General features: G+C 40.5%; 23 protein-coding genes and 1 tRNA gene. 7 read left to right on the top strand and 17 right to left on the bottom strand.

Annotated features, from left to right (window positions below; all coding sequences use genetic code 11):
* Positions 1-3: 3 nt before the first annotated feature.
* From clpP to IEZ33_RS06250, 3 genes are all read right to left on the bottom strand, one after another.
* Complete coding sequence (gene clpP / locus IEZ33_RS06260) at positions 4-636, bottom strand: ATP-dependent Clp endopeptidase proteolytic subunit ClpP (protein ID WP_191602832.1); 633 nt, start codon at positions 634-636, stop codon at positions 4-6.
* A gap of 73 nt (positions 637-709) precedes the next feature.
* Entirely contained in the window at positions 710-2,044 is a 1,335-nt protein-coding gene (gene tig, locus IEZ33_RS06255; protein ID WP_191602831.1) for a trigger factor, read from the bottom strand.
* A gap of 119 nt (positions 2,045-2,163) precedes the next feature.
* A tRNA-Arg gene (locus IEZ33_RS06250) sits at positions 2,164-2,240 on the bottom strand.
* Positions 2,241-2,617: 377 nt separating this feature from the next.
* Here IEZ33_RS06250 and IEZ33_RS06245 point away from each other — a divergent pair.
* Complete coding sequence (locus IEZ33_RS06245) at positions 2,618-3,460, top strand: YihY family inner membrane protein (protein ID WP_240009653.1); 843 nt, start codon at positions 2,618-2,620, stop codon at positions 3,458-3,460.
* A 33-nt stretch (positions 3,461-3,493) separates the two neighbouring features.
* Positions 3,494-4,048 carry a hypoxanthine-guanine phosphoribosyltransferase gene (locus tag IEZ33_RS06240; RefSeq protein WP_191602830.1) on the top strand — a complete coding sequence of 185 codons (555 nt, stop codon included), beginning with the start codon at positions 3,494-3,496 and terminating at the stop codon, positions 4,046-4,048.
* A 64-nt stretch (positions 4,049-4,112) separates the two neighbouring features.
* On the opposite strand, the gene sthA is transcribed toward IEZ33_RS06240, so the two are convergent.
* The 9 genes from sthA to IEZ33_RS06195 are packed head-to-tail and all read right to left on the bottom strand — an operon-like array spanning position 4,113 to position 12,754.
* The gene (gene sthA / locus IEZ33_RS06235; protein ID WP_191602829.1) at positions 4,113-5,507 is read right to left on the bottom strand and encodes a Si-specific NAD(P)(+) transhydrogenase; all 1,395 of its coding nucleotides are present in this window, start codon (positions 5,505-5,507) and stop codon (positions 4,113-4,115) included.
* Between the two features lie 32 nt (positions 5,508-5,539).
* Positions 5,540-5,773 carry a (Na+)-NQR maturation NqrM gene (gene nqrM, locus IEZ33_RS06230; protein ID WP_191602828.1) on the bottom strand — a complete coding sequence of 78 codons (234 nt, stop codon included), beginning with the start codon at positions 5,771-5,773 and terminating at the stop codon, positions 5,540-5,542.
* A gap of 30 nt (positions 5,774-5,803) precedes the next feature.
* On the bottom strand, positions 5,804-6,829 hold the full coding sequence (locus tag IEZ33_RS06225) for an FAD:protein FMN transferase (protein WP_191602827.1): 1,026 nt from the start codon (positions 6,827-6,829) through the stop codon (positions 5,804-5,806).
* Between the two features lie 60 nt (positions 6,830-6,889).
* On the bottom strand, positions 6,890-8,116 hold the full coding sequence (gene nqrF, locus IEZ33_RS06220; RefSeq protein WP_191602826.1) for an NADH:ubiquinone reductase (Na(+)-transporting) subunit F: 1,227 nt from the start codon (positions 8,114-8,116) through the stop codon (positions 6,890-6,892).
* A gap of 40 nt (positions 8,117-8,156) precedes the next feature.
* Entirely contained in the window at positions 8,157-8,765 is a 609-nt protein-coding gene (gene nqrE / locus IEZ33_RS06215; RefSeq protein WP_191602825.1) for an NADH:ubiquinone reductase (Na(+)-transporting) subunit E, read from the bottom strand.
* Positions 8,765-9,427, bottom strand: coding sequence for an NADH:ubiquinone reductase (Na(+)-transporting) subunit D (locus tag IEZ33_RS06210; protein WP_191602824.1), 663 nt, complete (start codon positions 9,425-9,427; stop codon positions 8,765-8,767). The genes nqrE and IEZ33_RS06210 overlap by 1 nt, the downstream gene beginning before the upstream one ends.
* 2 nt (positions 9,428-9,429) lie before the next feature.
* Complete coding sequence (locus tag IEZ33_RS06205) at positions 9,430-10,224, bottom strand: Na(+)-translocating NADH-quinone reductase subunit C (protein WP_191602823.1); 795 nt, start codon at positions 10,222-10,224, stop codon at positions 9,430-9,432.
* On the bottom strand, positions 10,217-11,413 hold the full coding sequence (locus IEZ33_RS06200) for an NADH:ubiquinone reductase (Na(+)-transporting) subunit B (RefSeq protein ID WP_191602822.1): 1,197 nt from the start codon (positions 11,411-11,413) through the stop codon (positions 10,217-10,219). The genes IEZ33_RS06205 and IEZ33_RS06200 overlap by 8 nt, the downstream gene beginning before the upstream one ends.
* A 3-nt stretch (positions 11,414-11,416) precedes the next feature.
* On the bottom strand, positions 11,417-12,754 hold the full coding sequence (locus IEZ33_RS06195) for a Na(+)-translocating NADH-quinone reductase subunit A (RefSeq protein WP_191602821.1): 1,338 nt from the start codon (positions 12,752-12,754) through the stop codon (positions 11,417-11,419).
* A 564-nt stretch (positions 12,755-13,318) separates the two neighbouring features.
* Here IEZ33_RS06195 and mfd point away from each other — a divergent pair.
* The gene (gene mfd, locus IEZ33_RS06190; RefSeq protein WP_191602820.1) at positions 13,319-16,735 is read left to right on the top strand and encodes a transcription-repair coupling factor; all 3,417 of its coding nucleotides are present in this window, start codon (positions 13,319-13,321) and stop codon (positions 16,733-16,735) included.
* Complete coding sequence (locus tag IEZ33_RS06185; protein ID WP_191602819.1) at positions 16,732-17,472, top strand: CsiV family protein; 741 nt, start codon at positions 16,732-16,734, stop codon at positions 17,470-17,472. Before mfd ends, IEZ33_RS06185 begins: the two co-directional genes overlap by 4 nt.
* 78 nt (positions 17,473-17,550) lie before the next feature.
* Here the strand turns inward: IEZ33_RS06185 and sohB are convergent, their stop codons facing one another.
* Positions 17,551-18,573, bottom strand: a complete 1,023-nt coding sequence (gene sohB / locus IEZ33_RS06180) for a protease SohB (RefSeq protein WP_191602818.1) — start codon at positions 18,571-18,573, stop codon at positions 17,551-17,553.
* Between the two features lie 160 nt (positions 18,574-18,733).
* Here sohB and nhaB point away from each other — a divergent pair, with 160 nt between their 5' ends.
* Entirely contained in the window at positions 18,734-20,236 is a 1,503-nt protein-coding gene (gene nhaB, locus IEZ33_RS06175; protein WP_191602817.1) for a sodium/proton antiporter NhaB, read from the top strand.
* Between the two features lie 102 nt (positions 20,237-20,338).
* On the opposite strand, the gene dnaQ is transcribed toward nhaB, so the two are convergent.
* The 4 genes from dnaQ to IEZ33_RS06155 all read right to left on the bottom strand — a co-directional run bounded on the left by dnaQ (position 20,339) and on the right by IEZ33_RS06155 (position 22,766).
* On the bottom strand, positions 20,339-21,055 hold the full coding sequence (gene dnaQ, locus IEZ33_RS06170) for a DNA polymerase III subunit epsilon (protein ID WP_191602816.1): 717 nt from the start codon (positions 21,053-21,055) through the stop codon (positions 20,339-20,341).
* Between the two features lie 71 nt (positions 21,056-21,126).
* Entirely contained in the window at positions 21,127-21,459 is a 333-nt protein-coding gene (locus IEZ33_RS06165) for a YggL 50S ribosome-binding family protein (protein WP_191602815.1), read from the bottom strand.
* A gap of 126 nt (positions 21,460-21,585) precedes the next feature.
* Positions 21,586-22,029, bottom strand: a complete 444-nt coding sequence (rnhA, locus tag IEZ33_RS06160; protein ID WP_191602814.1) for a ribonuclease HI — start codon at positions 22,027-22,029, stop codon at positions 21,586-21,588.
* Entirely contained in the window at positions 22,026-22,766 is a 741-nt protein-coding gene (locus tag IEZ33_RS06155) for a methyltransferase domain-containing protein (RefSeq protein WP_191602813.1), read from the bottom strand. The genes rnhA and IEZ33_RS06155 overlap by 4 nt, the downstream gene beginning before the upstream one ends.
* Before the next feature lie 90 nt (positions 22,767-22,856).
* Between IEZ33_RS06155 and gloB the strand changes: the two genes are divergently transcribed.
* Together gloB and IEZ33_RS06145 are read left to right on the top strand one after the other, a co-directional pair.
* On the top strand, positions 22,857-23,630 hold the full coding sequence (gene gloB / locus IEZ33_RS06150; RefSeq protein ID WP_191602812.1) for a hydroxyacylglutathione hydrolase: 774 nt from the start codon (positions 22,857-22,859) through the stop codon (positions 23,628-23,630).
* 60 nt (positions 23,631-23,690) lie between these two features.
* Positions 23,691-25,358: a lytic transglycosylase gene (locus tag IEZ33_RS06145; RefSeq protein WP_191602811.1), complete on the top strand. Its 1,668-nt coding sequence runs from the start codon at positions 23,691-23,693 to the stop codon at positions 25,356-25,358.
* The last annotated feature ends 79 nt before the right edge of the window (positions 25,359-25,437 follow it).

The following is a 25,437-nucleotide window of genomic DNA, read 5'->3' as shown; positions in this document are numbered from 1 at the left end:
GTCTTAAACTGCTCGTTTCAATAATATATCGTCAATTAAGCCATATGCTTTAGCGGCTTCTGGATCCATAAAGTTATCACGGTCCGTATCTTTCGCGACATCTTCGACCGGCTTACCAGTATGAAACGAGATAATTTCGTTTAATTTCTCTTTGATTTTAATAATTTCACGAGTATGAATCTCAATATCAGAAGCTTGCCCCTGATACCCACCCAAAGGCTGGTGAATCATTACGCGAGAGTTTGGCAGGCAATAACGCTTACCAGCTGCACCAGCAGTTAATAATAACGCACCCATGCTCGCCGCTTGACCAATACACATAGTACTAACGTCTGGTTTAATAAATTGCATCGTGTCATAAATAGACATGCCCGCTGTAACAGAACCACCAGGAGAATTGATATACAAATGAATGTCTTTATCAGGGTTTTCAGATTCTAAAAACAATAGCTGAGCAACAACTAAATTGGCCATGTGATCTTCTACTTGACCGACTAAAAAAATAACTCTCTCTTTGAGCAAACGCGAATAAATATCAAAAGATCGTTCACCGCGAGCAGTTTGCTCAATAACCATTGGTACAAGACCAGCACTAGTAATAGCTACTGGACCAGTTGTAGGGTTTGTTAAATTCATACTAATTCCTTAAAACAAAAAAGCCGACACAGCATCTACTATGTCGGCCTTAAATAGAAATATAAGAGTAAACTTATGCTTCTTCGCTTTCTTCTACTGCTTCAGTAGCTTCAGCTTTTGGCTTTATAGCATCTTCATATCCTAAAGTTACCTCAGTAACTTTAGCTGACTCAAGCAGTTTATCAACAACTTGCTCCTCAAGTACAGCAGATTGGATTTGAGTTAAGCGCTCTTTATCTTTTAGATAAAACTCAACAACCTGTTGAGGCTCTTGATACGCCTGAGCCATATCTTCTAAGAAAGATTGTACTCGATCATTTTCAACTTTTAACTCGTTTTGCTTGATCACTTCAGAGATCAACAAACCTAATTTAGCACGCTTAGTTGCTTCATCCTGAAACAGCTCAGCAGGAAGTTGTGATGCATCAAAGCCTTGACCACCAAATTGCTGTGCAGCTTGTTGACGCAAACCATCAACTTCTTGAGAAACCAACGCTGAAGGTACATCGACAGGGTTGTTCTCTAATAGAGCATCAAACAAAGCATTTTTCAGCTTAGCTTTTACCGCTTGATTAAGTTCACGCTCCATGTTTTTACGCACTTCAGCACGAAGAGCCGCAACAGTTGCCTCTTCTAATCCAAACTTTTCAACAAAAGCATCATCTAATTCAGGGATGGATTGCTCTGCAACTTCAGACACAGTAATTACGAACTTAGCTTCTTTACCTTTTAGCGCTTCGGCTTGGTAATCATCTGGGAAAGTGACCATTACATCACGAGATTCACCCGCTTTCATGCCAACAATGCCTGTTTCGAACCCAGGAATCATAGTATTGGAACCAATAACCAATTTATGATCTTTAGCTTCGCCACCTTCAAACGCTTCATCAGCAATGTAACCCACAAAATCGATTGTCGCTTGATCACCGTCTGCCGCTTCACGCTCAACAACTACCCAATCCGCATTTTGTTTACGAAGCGTTTCAAGCATTGTATCTACATCAGCCTCTGTCACTTCAGAGATAACGCGTTCAACGGAAATATTTGACGCATCAGCCAACTCAACAACTGGGTAAACTTCTACTTTTGCGATAAATTCTAAATCGGCACCTTCATCCATAGATTTAGGTTCAATAGTAGGCATTCCAGCAGGCTGCAAATCTTCTTTTTGAACCGCTTCAACATACGCATCACGCATGATTTGCTCAATTGCATCAAGACGGATACCTTGACCGTAACGTTTTTTAACAACATTAACTGGCACTTTACCTTTACGAAAACCATCAATACGAACAGTTTTTGCTGTTTTAGCGACTTCAGAACTTACTTTATCATCGATACGAGCAGCAGGAACCGTAATTGTAAGTACGCGCTCAATAGCAGATGTTGTCTCTACAGAAACTTGCATAAAACTTCCTCTCGGGAATTTGCCTTAATAATGTTGATTTAAAAACATGCAGCAATTGTGTGCATTCACTCTTATGTAATCAACAAGACTTTGAATTAAATGTTTAAGTAATAAGAGAATGGCGCGCCTGAAGGGATTCGAACCCCTGACCGTCCGCTTAGAAGGCGGATGCTCTATCCAACTGAGCTACAGGCGCTTAACTCATTACTGTTACGTGGTGCGCTATTATATGGAAGGAATTCCATTCGTCAACATAATGATGTAAAAAAGCCCAGAAAGTCTGGGCTAAAATGACTTTTTATCACAAAGGACCCAAAAAGAGATCGAAAAACAAACAACGACCACTAATCGGTTAAAAATCACAAAAGGAACGAGCGCATACTAACAAACCCACCAGCACGCAGCAAGCACAAAGCACCATAAGCAAGCATAAAAATTGAGAATGCACACTATTTGCACGCTAGTTACACATATTACTTTTATATAGACCCTACAAAGAAAGTTACAACTTACAAGACAGCAAAGATCAGGTATTATTAAAATTATTAAACTTACATTATTAATGGGGTTATTTTGACATCTAGATCAGCTTTACACTTTTTCAAAAGTTACGTTTTAATTGTTTATAACCGCTACAAAGAAAGCAACTCTGGTTTACGAGCGGCGCAACTCACATTAGCAAGCCTTCTTGCCGCTGTACCTATCATTACCATCATTTTAGGTATCCTTGGTTTTACGCCCGCATTACAGGAAATGCAATCTACATTATTGCAACTACTAGAAGCGCATCTAGCACCAGGCACAAGCGAAGTCATTTTACCTTATCTTATAAAATTTTCAGATCAAGCTAAAAGCCTTCCTCTCGCTGGTTTAGTCATGCTTATTTTAACCGCCTTATTACTACTTAATAGCTTTGAAATTGCAGTACAAGAAGTATGGCAAATCTCATCTCTAAGAAACATAAGAGAAAGACTGCTAACTTATTGGGCTATATTAACACTGGGCCCAATTTTATTAGCCGCTTCATTAAGCCTCTACGGCACCCTCCTTACTTTTAGATGGCAGGGGCTGGCAATTGGTGAGTTCACGACTCATTTAGTGCAGTTTAGTAGCGTCATCCTTTACTTCATTATGATATTTACACTAAATTATTTGTCTCCTAACGCCCCTGTAAAAGCAAAACTTGCTGCTATCTCAGCGATCTTTGCGACCTTAGCACTTTCATTATTGAATACTCTCTTCACCTCATTCGCACAATTGTTCGCTAATTACCAAGTTGTTTATGGTGCTTTTGCGGCACTACCAACATTAATAATATGGCTTCAATTAAGCTGGCATATTATTCTCATATCGACTTGTTTATGCGCAAGCCTTCATAAAGATCAAATTAATAACAACCAGACAACGAATCTATAAGTTAATCTTTGCTCACTATACTGGACTCATTAAATGAATCAAAAAATAAATGAACTCAATACCCTATTAGAAGAAGCTGACTGCCTAGTAAATACTACGCAAATTAATGACGCTCTAGACATAATGGCCAAAAAAATCACCGATGATCTAAGTGATAAGATACCTTTGGTAATTTGTGTTATGAACGGCGGCCTTATACCCTCTGCTGCACTCTTAGAACGTTTGAACTTTCCTCTAGAGCTAGACTATATTCACGCTACGCGTTATGGCATGGAAACAACAGGCAGTGGCCTTAAATGGCTGAATTACCCTCAGTCAGAATTAAAAAATCGTGACATATTAGTCATAGATGATCTATTTGATCAGGGGCACACACTACTAGCCATTAAACAATGGTTTCAAGATCAAGGAGCAAACAAAGTTTATACAGCAACCATTGCTAATAAACTGCATGATAGAAAGGTTGAAAATATGCGCCCAGATTACATAGGCCTAAATGTTGAAGATAGGTTTTTATTTGGCTATGGGATGGACTATCAAGGTTACTTCCGAAACCTTCCTGCCATCTACGCAGTTAAAGGTCACTAATATCATTACAAAAAAAGCGCCAATTTGGCGCTTTTTTTCAATATAAACAACTCAGCCCTATCGGCTAAAACACTCTATTACAACCATTCAATGCCGCAACCCTATACGCTTCAGCCATTGTCGGATAATTAAACGTTGTGTTTAAAAAGTATTTTACCGTATTCAGTTCACCCGGTTGCTTCATAATAGCCTGACCAATATGAACGATTTCTGATGCCTGATCCCCGAAACAGTGAATACCTAATAACTCCAAAGTTTCCCGATGGAATAATAGCTTTAGCATCCCTACAGGCTCACCTGTAATTTGAGCTCGTGCCGTGTGCTTAAAGAAAGCCCTTCCGACTTCGTAAGGTACTTTTTCAGCGGTCAGCTCAGCTTCTGTTTTACCAACTGAACTAATTTCTGGAATGGTATAAATACCAGTCGGTACTTCATGAATAAAGTGCCCTCCATCCAGTCCATACATATTTGCAGCTACTGCACGACCTTGATCGTATGCGGCACTAGCAAGACTAGGCCAACCAATTACATCACCAGCGGCATATACATTTTCGACAGCGGTTTGATAGGTTTCTTGAACCGCTAATTGACCACGGCTATTTGCCTCTAAACCTATGGCCTCAAGATTAAGACTGTCTGTATTTCCAGAACGACCATTACAGAACAAAAATGCATCAGCTCTAATTTTTTTACCTGAGTTCATATGAACAATGACACTTCGCTCAGCCGTTTCAACTTTTTCATAAGATTCATTATGTCGAATTAACACACCACTATCTCGCAAGTGATAACTTAAGCCATCTGTAATCTCATCATCCAAAAAGCTAAGTAGTTTTTTTCCAGGATTAATCAATTCAACTCGAACACCTAAGCCACAAAATATTGAAGCATATTCACAGCCAATGACTCCAGCACCATAAATAATTAATGAACGAGGAGTATGACTTAAACTTAGGATAGTATCTGAGCAATATACTCTTGGATGATTAAAATCGATATCTGCTGGACGATAAGGCCTAGAACCAGTTGCAATAACAAATTTATCGGCAGCTAAAAGCTCAGGGCCCTTCTCATATGTATTAACTTCTACGGTATTAGCGTCTTTAAATTTACCCTTACCAAAGTAAATGTCGATTCTATTACGAGCATAATATTCTGTTCGCCCCATCACCTGCTTATCGATGACTTTATTGGCATGAGTAAGGACCTTTGGAAATGAAAACCAACGAGGCTCACCGATGTCTCGGAACATAGGGTTAGTATTGAAAGCAATAATTTCTTTAACTGCGTGCCTTAACGCCTTAGATGGAATTGTGCCTAAATGCGTACAACTACCACCAACACGTTCACTAGACTCGATTACAGCCACTTTTTTTCCAGCTTTAGCCGCATTCATCGCAGCACCCTCTCCAGCTGGGCCTGTACCTAATACTACGACATCATAATGTCTCGTCGTCATAATCACCCCTCGATATTAATTGTCATTATTCGTTATTTTGATGCGTCGTAAAACTGGTCGTCATTCTTTGAGGATACAGCGGTCGAACTGTTCTCTTCATCACATTTCCCCTTATCGCCACCACAGATATCACAAGCAACTTCCATACCTAATGCTCCCATACCCCCGCACGACCCAGATATAGGCTTCCTTCCCATCAACACACCGACAGCCATTGCCGTAACCAAAAGCAACATAAGCACAAAAGCCAAAACAATTGTTAACATCACAACCCCCTTAATATAAAAATACGTATTCTATTCGATTGAATTTTTTAGATATGGTTCAAAAGCGCTAGAAACACGCTCTTCATAGCCAAAGTCTTTTTTAATCATTAAATAGGCCGCTATACCGTGCTTTTCAGCAAACTCTAACCCTTTTTCCGGTCCAAGCACTGTTATCGCCGTCGCCATACCATCGGCCATAACGGCCGTCTTATCTATAATTGTAACAGATACTAGCTTATGAGTTATTGGACGCCCGGTTTTTGGATTAATTATGTGCGAATATCGAACGCCATTTTTTTCAAAATAATTTCTATAATCACCAGAAGTCGCAATAGCAAGGTTATTAACATCAATAATTAATTGAGCGACATTATGGCCACCAGCAGGACTTTCTATGGCTATTTTCCAAGGTTCTCCATTCTCTTTCTTACCTTTAGTTCGAATTTCCCCTCCCACTTCAATTAAATAGCTCTCAATACCATTTTTATCCAGCTCATTTGCAATTGCATCAACACCATAACCCTTTGCAATTGAAGATAGGTCGACGTAGATATCGTTCACTTTTGACAAAACATTACCAGACAGCGATAAGTTTTTATAACCAACTTTTTGCTTGGCTCGATCAATCTCTATATCTGTCGGCGGCTCATCCCTCCCCTTAGCAGGGCCAAACCCCCATAAGTTGGCTAACGGACCAACCGTTACATCATAATAACCATCTGACATAACACTAATCAGCAGTGCCTTATCAACAACATGCGCGAACTCGCTAGAAATCTCTTGCTTTGAACCACTCGGCATTTTATTAAATAAGGATAAATCAGAGGATGGATCATAAGTTGACATCAGCTTATTGATACGAAGCAGCACATTGTCCACATCATCTTTTAATGATTGAACACGGACGTCATTATCAACAGTATAAAACTTAACTGTATAAGTTGTGCCCATGGTTGGCCCAGAAAAGCTAACCAATTCAGGCGAAAACGACAACCCTTTGATAATCAAAAAAAGAACAATAACTGGAGCTAAAATCAATATTATTTTGTTTCGCATATTTTTTCTTACTATAAAAATAAAACCCCACATAAGTGGGGTTTTATTTAGATAAACAATCTAGCCACCAAAATCATCTAGTAGAATATTTTCATCTTCTACACCCAAATCTTGAAGCATTTTTACTACGGCTTGGTTCATCATTGGAGGTCCACACATGTAGAACTCACAATCTTCTGGAGCAGGGTGGTCTTTCAGGTAATTTTCATACAGTACATTATGAATAAAACCAGTGTAACCCTCCCAATTATCTTCTGGCTGAGGATCAGAAAGCGCTAGATGCCATTTAAAGTTTTCATTTTCAGCTTGAAGAGTGTCGTATTCATCATCATAGAATGATTCTCGCAAACTACGTGCACCATACCAAAAACTCATCTTACGCGTTGACTTCAAACGTTTAAGTTGATCAAAGATATGAGATCTCATAGGCGCCATACCAGCACCACCACCGATGAATACCATTTCAGCATCAGTATCCTTAGCAAAGAACTCACCAAAAGGACCATATACTTTAATCGTATCACCAGGTTTTAAACCAAAAACATAAGATGACATCTGACCAGGAGGAACATCATCTTTGCCTGGAGGCGGTGAAGCAATACGAATATTAAACTTCACAAGACCACGCTCTTCAGGATAGTTTGCCATTGAGTAAGCACGAATGATCGGCTCAGAAACAACAGAGGTAAACTTCCAAAGATTGAATTTATCCCAATCACCACGATATTCTTCTTCAATATCAAAATCTTTATAATGCACAGTATGGGCAGGCGCCTCAAGCTGAACATAACCACCGGCACGGAAATTAACGTTTTCGCCTTCAGGTAACTTAAGCGTCAATTCTTTAATGAAGGTGGCTAAGTTTGGATTAGACTCAACAGTACAATCCCAAGCCTTAACCCCAAATACTTCTTCTGGAACTTCGACATGCATATCTTGCTTAACAGCCACTTGACAAGATAAACGATAGCCTTCTTTTTCCTCACGGCGATTAAAATGAGATTGCTCTGTTGACAACATAGAGCCGCCACCACTACTAACCACACATTTACACTGAGCGCAGGTACCACCACCACCACAAGCAGAAGATAGAAAAACACCATTCTCTGCCAGAGTCTGCAATAGCTTCCCACCAGCCGCCACTTTTATTTCTTTTTCGCCATTAATATGTATAGTGACATCACCTGTACTTACTAGTTTTGCTCTAGCAGCCAAGATAATGGCAACCAAAGCAAGCACTATAACAGTGAACATCACCACACCTAGAATAATTTCTAAGTTAAGCATGTTTAATAAATCCTATTCATGGTTCTTCTTGATACGTCACTTACAGCTGAACACCTGAGAAAGACATAAATCCTAGACTCATTAGACCCACCGTAATAAAGGTAATACCTAAACCACGAAGACCAGCCGGCACATCAGAATATTTAAGTTTTTCACGAATACCTGCTAGCGCCGCAATAGCCAGCGCCCAACCGATACCTGCACCAACACCATAAACAACACTCTCGCCGAAGTTATAATCACGCTCCACCATGAAAAGTGACGCTCCCATAATAGCGCAATTCACAGTAATCAATGGCAAAAATACACCTAGAGCGTTATATAACGCTGGCATGTATTTATCCAGCGTCATCTCGAGAATTTGAACAATAGCGGCAATGACACCAATATAGCTCAGCAAGCCAAGGAAACTAAGGTCAACCCCTGGCATCCCCGCCCATTCAAGTGCCCCATCAGCCAACAGGTTTTTGTAGATAAGGTTATTTAACGGAACCGTAATTGCTAAAACAACAACGACAGCAATCCCCAAACCAATAGCCGTTTCAACTTTCTTTGATAACGCCAAGAAAGTACACATACCTAAGAAGAACGCCAATGCCATGTTTTCAACAAACACAGCCTTGATGAACAAACTAATTAAATGTTCCATTAATGAGCCTCCTGAGCGCGGGAATTGGCAGCAATTTTAAATTCAGGCGCTTCGACTTGATCTGTCTTCCAAGCTCTTAACGCCCAAATGACAAGACCAATAACAAAGAAAGCACTTGGTGGAAGCAACATCAGACCATTAGGCTGATACCAACCGCCGTTTTGAACGGTTTGAAATATTTCAACACCAAACAATTTACCAGCACCCAAAAGCTCACGGAAAAAGGCAACAATTAACAACATTGCACTGTAACCTAGACCATTACCGATACCATCAATGAAGCTAATCCCTGGAGGGTTTTTCATGGCAAAAGCTTCTGCACGCCCCATTACGATACAGTTTGTAATGATCAAACCAACGAACACAGAGAGTTGCTTACTTATTTCAAAAGCAAACGCTTTCAAGACTTGATCAACAACAATAACCAAGGATGCAATAACGATCATCTGTACAATGATACGAATACTGCTTGGAATATGATTACGAATAATGGCAATGAAAAAGTTGGAAAAAGCGGTTACCAAAGTTAAAGCAATTGCCATAACCAAACTAACACTTAAACTACTTGTAACAGCCAGTGCTGAACAAATACCCAATATCTGTAAAGCAATTGGGTTATTATTCATAATAGGTGCAAAAAGCACTTTTCTTACTTCAGACATAATTACTGCCCCTCGCCTTTAAGACCAGACAAAAAAGGACCAAAGCCTTGATTACCCAACCAATAATGAACAAGATTTGTTACACCTCGACTCGTTAATGTTGCACCAGACAAGCCATCAACCTTATAAGCCGCTTGAGGATCTGCAGAATCAACAGGACCTTTAGCTAGAGCCAATACAGCCTCACCAGATTCATTGTAGACCATCTTACCCTTCCACAATGCTTTCCAATTTGGGTTATCAACTTCACCACCTAACCCGGGCGTTTCAGCTTGATCATAAAAACCAAAACCAATAACTGTGTTAAAGTCGCCCTCTAATGCCATGAAACCATACATAGTTGACCACAAACCATACCCTTTAACCGGCAAGATAATACGCTCTATCTGATCTCCAGACTTAACCAAATAAACCGAGCTGTATTTAGCTCGACGTTTGATGCTGGCTATATCATTTTCAGGCTTCAAGGCGACAGATAAAGCAGGATCTTTTGACGCGACGTTTTGATCGTATGTAGATGGATCAATCCCCACTGAAGCAAGTTCCGCCTCAGTAGCAAATTTACCTGTAGACATATCAACCAAACGCGTCTCAATAGACTCAAAAATTTCATCTACTGACTTATTAGGATCAAGCATATCCGCTGCTGCTAAGATATTTTGCTTCCTATCTAGGTCTTTGTTGGCTTTTTGAATAGGCTTCAAGCCAACCGCGGCGGCCGCAACAAATACGGAACAAACCAGACACAAAGATAGAGCAACGACCAACGTTTTCTTAATACTATCGTTACTAGACATTGCGAGCTTTCCTCCGTTTGATATTTGCTTGTACAACAAAATGGTCAATAAAAGGTGAGAACAAGTTAGCAAACAAGATAGCCAACATCATACCTTCAGGATAAGCCGGGTTAACGACACGGATTAACACAACCATTACCCCGATCAAAGCACCGTAAAACCATTTACCTTTATTTGTCATAGAGGCCGATACAGGATCAGTGGCCATGTACATCATACCAAAGGCAAAACCACCTAAAACAAGATGCCAGTACCAAGGCGTCGCAAACATTGGGTTTGTGTCGGAACCAATCAGGTTAAATAGAATCGAAACGGCGACCATACCTAGGAACACACCAGCCACAATTCGCCAAGCGGCAATTCTCATAATAAGAAGCGCACCACCACCGATTAATATGGCGAAGGTAGATGTTTCACCCATAGACCCCTGAATGAAGCCAAAGAATGCATCTGACCAAGCAACCGTCAAACCAGTTACACCATCAGCCGCTAATTGACTTAATGCTGTCGCTCCAGAAAAGCCATCTACCGCAGTCCAAACAGCATCACCCGACATAGAAGCTGGGTAAGCAAAGAACAAAAAGGCACGACCTGCAAGAGCGGGATTCAAGAAGTTTTTACCTGTACCGCCAAATACTTCCTTCGCTAACACAACACCAAAGGTAATACCTAAAGCGACTTGCCATAAAGGAACCGTAGCAGGCAGAGACAAAGCAAAAAGAATAGAAGTCACAAAGAAGCCTTCGTTAACCTCATGCTTACGAACTGCAGCAAACAATACTTCCCAAAAACCACCGACAATAAAGGTAACAAGATAAACAGGCAAAAAGTGCAAAGCGCCATATATCATGTTGTCCCATAAGCTAGCGGAGTCATAACCACTCAACGCACCAATTATTGAATGCCTCCATGTATCAGGACTTGCAATACTCATCGCTTCCATGGCTGTATTAGCTTGGTAACCAATGTTATACATGCCAAAAAACATAGCAGGAAAAGTACACATCCACACCAAAATCATGATGCGTTTCATGTCTACCGCGTCACGAACATGCGCACTTGCTTTCGTAACAGAACTTGGACGATAAAAAATAGTATCTACGGCTTCGTATAAAGCATACCAATTTTCATATTTACCGCCTGTATGGAAATGAGGTTCCATATCGTCTAGAACTTTTCTAAGCCCCATATCTTACCCCTCTCTTTCAATCAGAGTTAAACAATCCCGAAGGATCGGGCCATATTCAAATTTACCAGAACAACTATAAGTACAAAGCGACAAGTCATCTTCGTCCAATTCCAATAATCCTAACAATTGCGCTTGCTCAGTATCATTAACAACGAGTGCTCTTAATAGCTGAGTTGGCAAAATATCCATTGGAACCAAACGCTCAAAGTGACCTAAAGGCAACATAGTTCGATCCGAACCATTCGTTGTAGTACTCATAGCAAAGTCGGTTTTACCAAGCAGTTTCGACATAAAAACATTTAATACAGAATGTTTTTCATGACCGGCACGAAGGTAATGCATCATCTGACGTTCACGACCTTCAAGTAATACACTTACTTGTTGATTGTAACGCCCTAGATACGCGTAAGGCCCAGATGCTTTGCGCCCAGACAATACGGAACCAGAAATAATTCGATTGTCTCCTGACTTCAATTGACCAGCCGTCAACTCATCAAGGTTCACACCAACTTGTGTACGCAACAACCTAGGAGAAACAACCTGAGGTCCAGCTAATGAGATAACACGCTCAGAATTTAATTCACCTGTTGTGAAAAGCTGACCAATCGCCACGACGTCTTGATAATTGATAGACCAAACCGTCTTTTTATCACTAACAGGATCAAGAAAATGTATATGTGTACCGGCCAACCCAGCTGGATGTGGACCATCAAACTCTTGCACACTTACATCAGATGTTGTGGGGATTTTAGTACCGGGTGCTTTACAAACAAAAACAGAACCCTTTGTAAGCTTTGCTATCACAGCCAAACCATCAGCAAAATGCTCAGTTTTACCAGACAACACGACTTCAGCAGAAGCGGCTAAAGGGTTAGTGTCCATGGCCGTCACAAATATTGAGTTAGGCTCACTATCAAGCGCAGGCACTTTTGAGAAGGGTCTGGTTCTAAAAGCAGTCCATAAACCTGAGTTATTTAAATTATCAACAACTTGTTGACGCTCTAATGCTTTTAACTCAGAACCGGAACACGAAAAGAACGTCTCAGCGTCATTCCCTTCAACATCAATAACAACAGATTGAAGTACACGTTTTTCCCCACGATTAATCGCGGAAATAACACCTGCTGAAGGTGCAGTATATTTAACACCTTCCGTTTTTTTATCAGTAAAGAGTAACTGACCTTTTTTAACCTTATCTCCAACTTGAACCATCATAGTCGGTTTCATACCATGATAATCCGGTCCGATCACAGCCACTGAGCGTGCGGCTGCAGCATCTTCAATCACTTGATTGGGAGCGCCACTGATCGGCAGATCAAGGCCTTTAGTAATTTTAAACATATGTTCTGCCCAACGAATATTGAACACAAAAGCACTTTATGCTGTATTTCTAGTTTTAAAAAAAAGACTTAACAACAAAAATCACATTTTTTTGTAATTTTCAAACACAAAGCAACTTCACCAAAAAACTCTAGCATTATAAAGATCATTACCTTGATTGACTACAGCTTAACAACGAATTTCCTGAGTAGTACGGACTATTTGATGCCAATCTATTGTTAAATGATCTTTCAATGTACTGATAGTAGAAAGAAAACTACATTTTAAAAACAAAACATAACCTTATAATGCGCTTTTGATATAAGACTCTGTTAAATTCTATCTATGGCCTCTATGTACAATGTTTGACTCAAAACCACGCAATAATTTTCCCTAGCGATTGATAACCCTTCTAATAATAGACACAATAACCTCTACTATAGATTGTAGCTCTCATCGGGATAAGACCTAAGGGTTCAATATCAGCCAGAACACAATGTATCGATTCCCGTTTATTGGATATTAATAATGTCAAACCTACATGCTGAACAATAACCAAATTAAGTTAGGAAAACCTTACCGCCAATGACTTTACTCACAAAGGTTACTATTAATACAAAGCCAGGCTTTCGCAACGCCATACAAGGCATTTCTGGCAGCACATTAACACTGCAATTGCTAGAAATCGCAAAACAACATAGTAACCCCATTGTTCTTCTCGCCAACTCAGTAGCCGAACTAAACGAAGTTGAAGACGAGCTGTCATTTCTTAACGATGAAGAATTGCCAATATTACGGTTTTCCGACTGGGAGACGTTAGCTTACGATGCGTTTTCACCGCACCAAGATATTATTTCTCAAAGATTAGAAACTCTTGCTCAACTAAAAGACTTAAAAAGCGCCATTATATTGACAACTGTCGCAGCATCAGTGGTCAGACTTTGCCCAAAATCACACATTGACTCACAACGGTTTAAACTAAGCGAAGGACAAATACTCTCACTTGAATCTCTTGTTGGACAACTAATTAGCGGCGGATACAACAATGTCCAAAGCGTTCGGGAACATGGTGAATTCTCAGTTCGTGGCGCGCTTATGGATGTTTTCCCCATGGGAGCAGATCAACCAATAAGAATTGACTGGTTCGACAATGAAATCGATACCTTACGTTGGTTTGATCCAGAAACTCAGCTAAGCTCAGGTAAACTTAGCTCAATTCAGTTACTGCCTGCCCGTGAATTCCCGATTACTAAAGAAGGCATTCAACTGTTTCGTCAAAAATGGCGTGAACGCTTTGAAAGCGCACCTCTCAACTCACCGTTTTACCAAGATATTTCTAATGGCATCATCCCCACTGGAATAGAATATTATTTACCCCTTTTTTTTAACGACACGCAAAGCTTCTTTGACTACCTTCCAAGTGGCACCTTACTCGCTCAAACTGGAACACTTGCGGAAGACGTAAATGCGGTAAAAGCCGAATACATTAGTCGTCACGAATCATTAGGGTACGATATTGAACGCCCTATACTCGAGCCAAATGAAATCAACCTTAGAGAAGATGAGTATTTCGCTAAGTTAAATAAATTCGCTCATATTGTACTTTCTCCGGACGGAGCACACTCCTCTTTATGCGCATCACCTTCCCTTTTAATTGATTCAAAGGCTGAACATCCTCTTAATAAAATACAGAGTTTTATCAACACTTATGAACACAAGGTGCTCATTGTTGCTGAGTCAGCAGGGCGCAGAGAAGCACTTTTAGACCTATTCAGAAAACATAAAATCTACCCTGAAAGTGTTGACTCCTGGAAACAGTTCCTGAATAGCCGACTATCATTTGGCATTACAATAGGCCGCATCAATCGCGGCTTTCAAATCAGCAACACTCTAACGTTAATCGCTGAAAATGAAATTATGGGCGAGAGGGTCTCTCAATATCGTCGGCGCAAACAAAGTGACATCAACGAAGATGCCATTATTCGAAACTTAACAGAGCTAAGAATTGATGCGCCGGTCGTTCACATTGATCATGGCGTTGGACGGTATTTAGGTCTTACCAATTTAGAAATAGATGGCCAAGAAACAGAGCTACTCACATTAGGTTATGCCAATAGCGCCAAGCTTTACGTCCCAGTCTCATCTTTACAACTTATTTCACGCTATACTGGTGGTGATGAAGATACCGCGCCCCTGCATAAATTGGGCACTGAGAAATGGAGTGTTGCAAAACAAAAAGCGGCCGAAAAAGCACGAGATACCGCCGCTGAATTACTCGAGATTTACGCAAAAAGAGAAGCCAGAGTTGGGCATGCGTTCGCAAAACCAGACGATCAATATGAACTTTTTTCTGCTGGCTTTCCATTTGAAGAAACGCCAGACCAACAACTTGCTATCGATGCGGTCATAAACGACATGAAAAACCAAAAACCAATGGATAGGCTCGTCTGTGGCGATGTTGGCTTTGGTAAAACAGAAGTCGCTATGAGAGCGGCCTTTCTTGCGGTTCAAGGAGGAAAACAAGTCGCCGTTTTAGTGCCAACCACCCTGCTCGCACAACAACATTATGAAAACTTTCGCGACCGTTTTGCCGATTGGCCCATTGAAGTCGCGCTCTTATCTCGTTTCCGTAGTGGAAAACAAACCTCTGAAGCACTCGAACAATTGGCTCAAGGAAAAGCGGATATTGTTGTGGGCACTCACAAACTACTTCAAAGCGACATTAAATACGCCGACCTTGGTTTAGTTATTATCGATGAAGAGCATCGTTTTGGCGTAAAACAAAAAGACCAATTTAAAGCACTAAGAGCAGAAGTAGACATTCTCACTTTGACAGCGACACCCATACCAAGAACATTAAACATGTCTCTATCAGGTATACGAGACCTGTCTATTATCGCCACACCACCAGCCAAAAGACTGTCTGTAAAAACCTTTGTAAAAGAAAGGGATAGCAACAACATTAAAGAGGCTATTCTGCGAGAACTCCACCGTGGAGGCCAGATCTATTTCCTACACAATGATGTTCAAACAATCCAAAAGGCAGCAGAAGAACTGATTGATCTCATCCCAGAAGCGCGTGTTATCGTTGGCCATGGACAAATGCGAGAGCGAGAGTTAGAACAAGTAATGTCTGACTTTTATCATAAAAGAGCCAATATTTTAGTCTGTACAACCATAATAGAAACCGGCATAGACATTCCGAATGCCAATACCATTATTATAGAAAGGGCCGATAAATTTGGTTTAGCACAGCTACACCAACTTAGAGGTCGAGTTGGCCGCTCACATCATCAAGCTTATGCTTACTTGCTCACACCAACGGATCGTAAAATCACCTCGGACGCAGAAAAACGCCTTGAAGCCATTCAATTAGCCGACACCTTAGGTGCAGGCTTCACCCTCGCGACTCATGATCTAGAAATCCGCGGGACAGGCGAACTACTTGGCGATGGCCAAAGTGGCCACATAGAGCATGTCGGTTTTTCATTATTCATGGAAATGCTAGACAGAGCCGTAAACTCTCTTAAAAAAGGGGAAGCGCCGGATGTCGATATCAGCTCGCCTCAACAAACAGACATTAACCTTCGTGTACCTGCATTAATCCCAAGTGATTACCTTGATGATGTTCACAGTCGCCTTATATTGTACAAGCGTATTGCAAATGCAAAAACTGAAGGCGAGCTGAAAAACTTGCAAGTTGAAATGATAGATAGATTCGGCTTATTACCAGATGCGACCAAAAACCTATTTAGACAAACCGGTCTGAAATTAAAAGCCGTGCAACTTGGCATCACAAAAATTGAAGCCAATAGCAACGAAGGGAAACTGCACTTTGGGCCTTCAACGCCAGTCAACCCAATGACACTCATAAAGCTCATACAAACAAAACCGGAATCCTATAAACTGGTTGGATCTGACACACTTAAATACATAGTAGACATGCCTTCCGCCGACTCACGATTCCAACAAACCTTTAAGACTTTGGAGTTATTACATTGAAAATTCAGTTATTGCTTGCCTGTGGGATAAGTCTAATCAGCGCGTTTTTGCACGCCGATGAATACGACTCTGACGCTCGTGCCTATAAGGCCTACATCATGACATTTGAATGGCCAAAAGAAGACACAACCGAATACATTGAATATAAAAATATACTTAGTCTAAATGGCATACCCAAGTTCACCAAACAGGATGAAAGCCCTACCTCGTCCGGTAATGGCTCAAATGGTGCGGATATCGAAACAATTAACAACCCATTCGACACTTACCGAAAAAAAATCCAACGTGGCGTAAAAGTACTGACCAATCACTCATGGACACTAATATTTGATCGCAAAGGAGACACCCTATCTCGTACTATTAATAGCCCACCTCAAGAAACTGGCTACTCTGAATTATCAGGAACAATCAATATCACACTTGGTCGCTACCTAGAAACAGACATCAATTTAAGCCACTATCAATTTGCTGCCACCGCAATCTCAACTCAAAGCTTTAATAATAGCTCAAAAGTTGACCAAATTGAGACACAAAATCAAGCAAAGCCATTACCGAGCGCTCGCTTAGACATCACTCAAGCCAATAAAACCGCCAGCAAAAAGCTTAATTACTTGGATCATCCATTAATTGGAACATTATTGTATTTTGAACCAATGGAACTAGAGGACGCCATACAACAACAAGCACTAGAAAACCTGATGTCGAATATCAAAAAGATTGGCGAGACAAACCGCTAACGCCTTCGCGTCTTAGAAACAACAATTTAATCACGTTACATTGTTGTTTCTAAAACTCCAACTAAAATACACCAGTAACTAATACCCCCTGTGTTGAGAAGCAGACGAAAACCATTTAGTAAATTTAGTCTCAACCGCAGACAATACTGACAAACCAAGACGCTCTGCCATTTTCTTAGGTTCTTTATAAGAGACAGAAAACACATCAGAATCATTATATCGATTCACCAAATAACCATCACTAGTAGACAACTCATCGATTAGTTTATTGTCCAATGCTTTAGTGCCATACCAGACATCACCCGTTGCAATCGATTCAATATCAACTACATCTCTTTGAGACGACACAAATTCTTTAAACAAAACATGGGTATCTTCAAGGTCCTGCCTAAATTTCTCGCGACCTTCATCAGTATTTTCCCCCAACATAGTTAAGGTTCTCTTGTATTTACCGGCTGTATGCAACTCTACATCAACCAAATTTTTATCAAGTAATCGATGGATATTAGGCACTTGAGCAACAACACCAATAGAACCCAAAACAGCAAAAGGCGCCGCAATGATCTTATCCGCAACACAAGCCATCATGTAGCCGCCACTCGCCGCAACCTTATCAACACAAACCGTTAAACGAACGTTAGCTTCCTTGATTCTTAATAGCTGGGACGACGCCAAACCATAGGAATGCACCATACCACCGCCACTCTCGAGGCGCACAACCACTTCATCTTTTTCCGTTGCGACACTCAAAATAGCCGTAATTTCTTCACGCATTGCATCAACGGCTGAGGCCTTAATATCACCATCAAAATTTAAGACAAACACCTTTCGGCGCTCTACCACTTCTTCAGACTTAGCCGATTTTTCTTTAGCTCTTTTCTTTTTCTCTTTAGCTAATTTTTTTAGTTCTTTTTTATCTAGAAGTTCAGAATGTAAAATATCTTTCCTCTTTTCGTACTGGTCATTCATATTACGAATCGAAATACCTCCTTCTTTTGGCTTACTCTTCCCACTTGCAACCCCCGCGATAAATAACCCAAAAATAATCGCCACCGTTAATAGCTTTAATAAAAAACCTGCATATTCTGTAAAAAATTCCAATTTTTTTCCCTTCTAATATATTGAGACAATGAATTAATGAGGCAAATATATAGAAAAACAATGCAACATACTAATATAAACCTATGGTGTCACATGCTTTATTCACATATGATTCGTACCATTTTGAATTCAAATATAAATATAAGTATAGGAGTAAGGAATGCAAGATACTCTCGCAAAAGCCTTCAGTAAGAATTTCTTAGGGTCATCACCATTATGGTACAAACAAGTTATTATCGCCTTTTTGGTACTTAACCCACTATTGCTCGTCGTCTTAGGGCCTTTTATCACTGGATGGCTGTTGATTATTGAGTTTATTTTCACCTTGGCAATGGCCCTGAAATGTTACCCACTTCAACCAGGAGGTTTGCTCGCGATTGAAGCCGTGATTTTAGGATTAACAAGTACTAGCGGTGTCTACGACGAAGTGGTTCATAATATAGAAGTGATTTTATTGTTGATGTTTATGGTTGCAGGCATTTACTTCATGAAGGACATGCTGCTATTTATTTTTAATAAATTATTAGTAAAAGTACGATCTAAAACAGCCATATCCCTCATATTCAGCCTTTCTGCGGCTTTTTTATCGGCATTTCTTGACGCTCTTACTGTGACCGCTGTCTTAATCAGCGTTGGTGTTGGTTTCTACTCTGTTTACCACAAAGTGGCCTCAGACCAATCATCCAACAAAAGTCATGACCCAGGAAGTGACGCTAAAATTCTTCCTATAAATGCTGGCGATTTAAATGAGTTCAGATCATTTTTAAGAAGCCTACTAATGCATGGCGCTGTCGGCACAGCATTGGGCGGCGTATCCACATTAGTTGGTGAACCACAAAACCTATTAATTGCTAAAGTTGCAGGATGGGATTTTATTGAGTTCTTCCTGAAGGTAGCGCCAGTCTCTATGCCTGTCTTAATTTGTGGATTGCTTACCGTAATTGTTTTGGAAAAAACCAAATGGTTTGATTATGGAGCGCATTTACCAGAGAACGTTCGCCAAATACTAAAAAACTTTGAAATGGAAGAAAGTAAACGCAGTACTAGCCACCATAAGGCACAGCTCATTATTCAAGGTATTGTCGCGGCCATCTTAGTCTTCTCACTTGCTTTCCATATCGCTGAAGTCGGTCTTGTTGGGCTGATGATCATCGTTCTGTTGACCGCATTCAACGGCATAACTGAAGAACACAGAATTGGTCATGCATTTGAAGAAGCCCTCCCATTTACAGCACTACTGGTAGTTTTCTTCACAGTTGTCTCTGTTATACACGAACAACACCTTTTCCAACCTTTCATTGATATTGTCTTAAATATGCCAACAAACATTCAGCCGATCATGTTCTTTGTGGCCAATGGTGTATTGTCTGCGATCAGTGACAATGTTTTTGTGGCGACCGTCTATATAGGTGAAGTTAAAGCCGCCCTTGATGCGGGAACCATTAGTAGAGAGCAATTTGATTTGCTGGCCGTTGCTATAAATACAGGAACAAACCTTCCGAGTGTTGCAACACCTAATGGCCAGGCCGCATTCTTGTTTTTACTCACCTCCGCAATTGCTCCATTATTACGCTTATCGTACGGCAAGATGGTCTGGATGGCACTTCCATACACGATAGTCCTAAGCACTGTTGGCGGCTTATGCGTCGTCTTCCTTTTATAAAGAAGTAATATAAAAAACCCCTATGCATCCGTTACAATGCATAGGGGTCTTTTAAAGAAAAAACAACGTCATCATTCGACCAATAGTCATCTGATATTCGCTTTACTCACGCCAGAGAGCTCGCCCTGCACTTTTTTCAATTAGATCTAAGCGTCCGTCATGCAACGCAAGCTCCTTCTCCGTGGCGCGAATGATTTTCAACATTGATCGATCTGATGCAAAACGGCGAATCGTCCAAGATGATGAGTCATTACCCTCTTCATCGTTAAGATCATCATTTGTTAACCCCAATGATGTTTGACCGCCGGTCATTAATAAATACACATCTGCAAGAATTTCAGCGTCTAATAATGCGCCATGTAATTCACGATGAGAATTATCAATTCCATAACGACGGCATAATGCGTCTAAGTTATTCTTTTGCCCTGGATGCTTTTTACGAGCAAATTGCAAGGTATCAAAAACACTACACACATCGCTGGTTTTAGGCATGCTACCAAGCATCGAAAACTCATTATCCATAAAGCCAACATCAAAAGGAGCGTTATGAATAATCAGTTCAGCGCCTTTAATAAAATCAAGGAAGTCTTGCGCGACTTCTCTAAATAAAGGCTTATCCGACAAAAACTCATCACTGATTCCATGAACATTGAAGGCTTCTATCTCAACAGGTCTCTCAGGGTTAATATAAACATGAAAATGTCGATTTGTGAGTTTGCGCCCAATCATTTCAACGCAACCGATCTCGATAATACGATGCCCTTGCTTAGGATCTATGCCTGTTGTTTCTGTATCTAAAACAACGAATCTTTCGGCCATGTGCTACAAACCTCACTAACAACAATTAAATATTTTAACTAACGCAAAGAACAGACTTTATCAGTCGCCTGCTATTCGCCGTAATTGGCGTCCACTAACTCACCCATAACAACATTGGATACTACCGTTTCAGCATTTAACCAAGCTTCAATCGCAACCAAATCGTCATTCGTTGCCGAACCATAACGTAACTCAGAGCAAATGAAACCAGTTAACGATGTTAAGTCTCCACCACTCCCCATACACAACTTTCTTTCTTCAAGCACATCTAAAAAACGCTCAAAAAAAACATCAAACTCGGGCTCTGAATTTATGTCTAAATCACATGAATACTCAAATCCTTTTATTGCAAATTCACCTAAATACAGCTTTTTTCTTAGTCTTCTATTTCTTTTTTCTTTCATGTTATTTCCTGTGGCGTCAAACGCTTTAATTAAACCATTCATGTAGCTGACAATTGAAACACAGTATGAGTGAATACCCTACCTTTAAGTCAAAAAGAGCAGGCTAGATCAAAATGAAGCACGCATTTATTTAGATAACTGCATTTTCTCAATACCGTCATTTGCCAGTTGATCCGCTATCTCATTTCCCTCAATGCCGGCATGGCCTTTTACCCACTTCCAAACCACATCATGGCGCTGACATTGTTCGTCCAGTAGACGCCATAGATCTTGGTTTTTAACTGGCTGCTTAGACGCCGTTTTCCAATCTCTTTTTTTCCAACCTTGCAACCACTCTGTTATGCCTTTTTGCACATAGGAAGAGTCAGTGTAAAGTATCACATCACACTTTTCTTTTAATGCGGCCAGGCCCTCTATTGCGCCCATTAACTCCATGCGATTATTCGTCGTTTCGGGCTCACCACCGCAGAGCTTTTTTTCATGTTCACCAAAAGTTAGCCAAGCTCCCCATCCACCAGGACCTGGGTTTCCTTTGCATGCACCGTCTGTATATATCACAACTTTTTTCAATCTTGCATCTCTTTAACTATGGGTTTACTAATAGAAGGAACTCGAACTTTTGCTCTCTTCCAACGAGGTTTAATGACAATATGACTACGAACTTGTTTTGTTGCTGAGATAACGTATACCCCTCCCAAAGGAAGATGCGTTAATTCTAATGTTTTGCCAACACGAGCCATTTTTTTATGCCAGGACGCTTTTCTAAAAGGAGGTCTAAAGCAAGCATATTCAATTGATTCCAAGGTAAGACCAGCCACCTTCAACCAATCCTCCAATCTTTGTGGTGCAATGAACCGACCACACCAAGGAGCCAACGAACGATTAGACGCTATTTTTCTAACACCCAACAAGCTCCATGGGTTAAAACCCACAATCACAATGCGCCCACTAGGAATAAGCGTTCTTGCCGCTTCACGAACATCATCATGTGGCGAATCCGACAAATCAAGTGAGTGATGCATAATGTGCACATCAACACTATCAGAATCGACAGGCAACTCATTTGAAAAGCCAATAATGGTGTTTTCAGATGCCCCTAATTCCATAAGAGGAGCCAGCATTATTTGATGTTTAATGTGCGATTTAGAAAGTCGTAGATCCATTAGAGGACTTTGAATAACAGCAAAATAACCAACACTCCCCTCGGTTTGCTGCTCTAGGATAGACAGCTCCCTCTCAAGCACGCTTCGCCCTAAATCCGATTGGTACCATTTCTGGAATAATTGTCTTACTTGCTCATCCACCATACAATCAACTCAGCTCTGTTTACACAAACTTAAAAAGTCGCTATTTACTCCGACAATCAGACATCACCTAATTTAATAAAGTGAGTTTTTATGAACATTCTACCCTTACCAGCCTTTAATGATAATTATATCTGGGTTATTTTACAGAAAAGCAAGGATTTGGCTTGGGTTGTTGACCCTGGTGACGCAGAGGTCGTTTTAGATTATTTAACCCAGCAAAACAAAAAACTCGTTGGCATCCTGGTCACTCACCACCATCCAGATCATACAGGCGGTGTTCAACAACTAAAGGAGCGGTTCAATTGCCCTGTTTATGGCCCCAGCCATCTACAACCTTTGATTACGCACCCTGTTGAAGACAGCGACTCTATCCACGTTTTTGAGCATACATTCAAGGCAATAGAAACCCCAGCTCATACCTTAGACCACATTTGTTACTTTTCTGATAGTGGAAACATCCCTATTCTATTTTCAGGAGATACTCTTTTTCGAGGCGGATGCGGTCGCCTAATGGAAGGCACGGCAAATCAGATGTTAACCGCTATGAACAAGTTAAAAGAACTTCCTCAAAAAACGAAAGTCTATTGCACTCATGAATACACATTAAACAACTACAAGTTTGCACTTAGTCTAGATCCAGATAACACCAGACTACTATCCGTAATAGAAGAATGTAAAGTCCTCAGAGAACAAAATACGCCGACACTACCCAGTACTATTGACCTAGAATTAGCCTGTAACCCTTTTATGAGAACAGACATTACCGCCCTAGTTGAAAAAGCCGCTAAACAATTAAATGAAGTCAGATCTAACAACCCAGGCGATCAATTCTCTCAAGTAAGGAGAGCAAAAGATGCTTATTAGTTGACCTATCTTGTCAGCTCTATAGAATATCCATACTTTTTTATCATGATAAAGGTTCAAATGCTAAATAATGCGCTAATACTACTTGTTGCTGGCTTCATCCTTACGGGTTGTCAAACCATTGTACCGGGACAAAAAACCACTCAAGAAACGGCCCAATCCTCTTCAGAAGCAGAGCGATATACACAACAGGATATTAGTGACTTTAATAACAAAAAGGCTAATCAAGCCGGTTTTGAAGTCGTTACGCTTATTGATTCAGTTGAAATAGATGAGGTAGAAGCAGGATCAAAAACTCAACAAGACATTATTGAGCCAATTGATAAAAATCTATGGAATCGCATTAGGGCTGGTTATGCACTCAACCTAGACCATGATAAGCCTCGCTTATTAAGTCAAATCAAATGGTACAACTCTCATCAATCTTATTTAAATAGAGTCTCGAAAAGAGGAGAGAGGTATTTATTCCATATTGTAGAACAACTGGAAGAAGCTGGCTTACCTTTAGAGATTGCCTTTTTACCGATTGTTGAAAGTGGCTTTGACCCTTTCGGCTACAGCCATGGGCGTGCATCGGGCCCTTGGCAATTTATTCCATCTACAGGGTTAGCTTACGGCTTAACTCAAGACTGGTGGTATGATGGTCGACGCGATATTGTCAGCTCAACAGAGGCCGCTATTTCTTATTTAACTAAACTTAACCACATGTTTGATGGCAATTGGTTACACGCTTTAGCGGCATACAACTCAGGCCAAGGAACCGTATTAAGAGCCATAAAGAAAAACAGAAAAGCGGGCAAACCAACCGATTTTTGGTCTCTAGACTTACCGAAAGAAACTCGTGCTTATGTACCAAAACTGCTTGCTCTCGCCAAAATATTTAAAAATCCAGAGCAGTATAAGTATCAGCCCTATTTTATTGAAAACAAACCTTACTTTGAGATTGTTAATGTTGGCAGTCAAATTGACTTAGCCGAAGCCGCAAAAATGGCCGACACAAGCATTGATGAAATCTATTTATTAAACCCAGGTTTTAATCAATGGGCAACGTCGCCAGATGGCCCCCATAGACTACTAATACCTATTGAGAAAGCGCAGAGTTTCAGAACTAAACTCGTGTCTATTCCTGTTGACCAAAGAGTTACTTGGGTACGTTATACTGTAGATGCTGGTGATAACCTTTTGCTGATTGCAAAAAACCATAATACAACAATTGCCGTACTTCAGGATGTGAACAAAATGTCCTCAACGCTTATCCGTGTTGGACAGCAATTAATGATTCCTGTTGCAGGCAGTAAAATTGAACGCTATACCTTAAGCTCTCATCAGCGCTTAATACAAAAACAAAAAAAAGCACCAAGCACCAACAAGCTAAAAACGTATCACACCATCAAAAGTGGGGATACTTTATGGGATATAGCGAGAAAATACAAAACGAATACAAAAACCTTAGCCCGTTGGAATAATATAGGGCTTGCTGATCCGTTACGACTTGGAAAAAAACTGACCATTTGGCAAACAACAACGAATAAAAGCAACAGTGCTAGGCCCAGCGTTGTTAAGCGAATTGTCTACTCTCTAAGAGCGGGGGATTCATTAGGAAAAGTAGCCCAAAAGTTCAATGTGCGAATTTCTGATATTAAGAAGTGGAACCCAATAGTAGGCAGTAAAAAATATGTGCAGCCAGGCGACCAAGTTACCCTATTAGTCAATGTTGTCAGCGGCTAGTAATCAGTCACCTAAAAGGGGCGAAGCAAATTATCGCGACGCCCCTTTTATTTCATTTATTTATGGATCTGTGTTCTAA

The sequence above is a fragment of the Marinomonas algicola genome, from assembly GCF_014805825.1.
In the GTDB taxonomy this organism is placed as follows: Bacteria; Pseudomonadota; Gammaproteobacteria; order Pseudomonadales; family Marinomonadaceae; genus Marinomonas; species Marinomonas algicola.
This window is presented reverse-complemented; position numbering and strand designations above follow the sequence as displayed.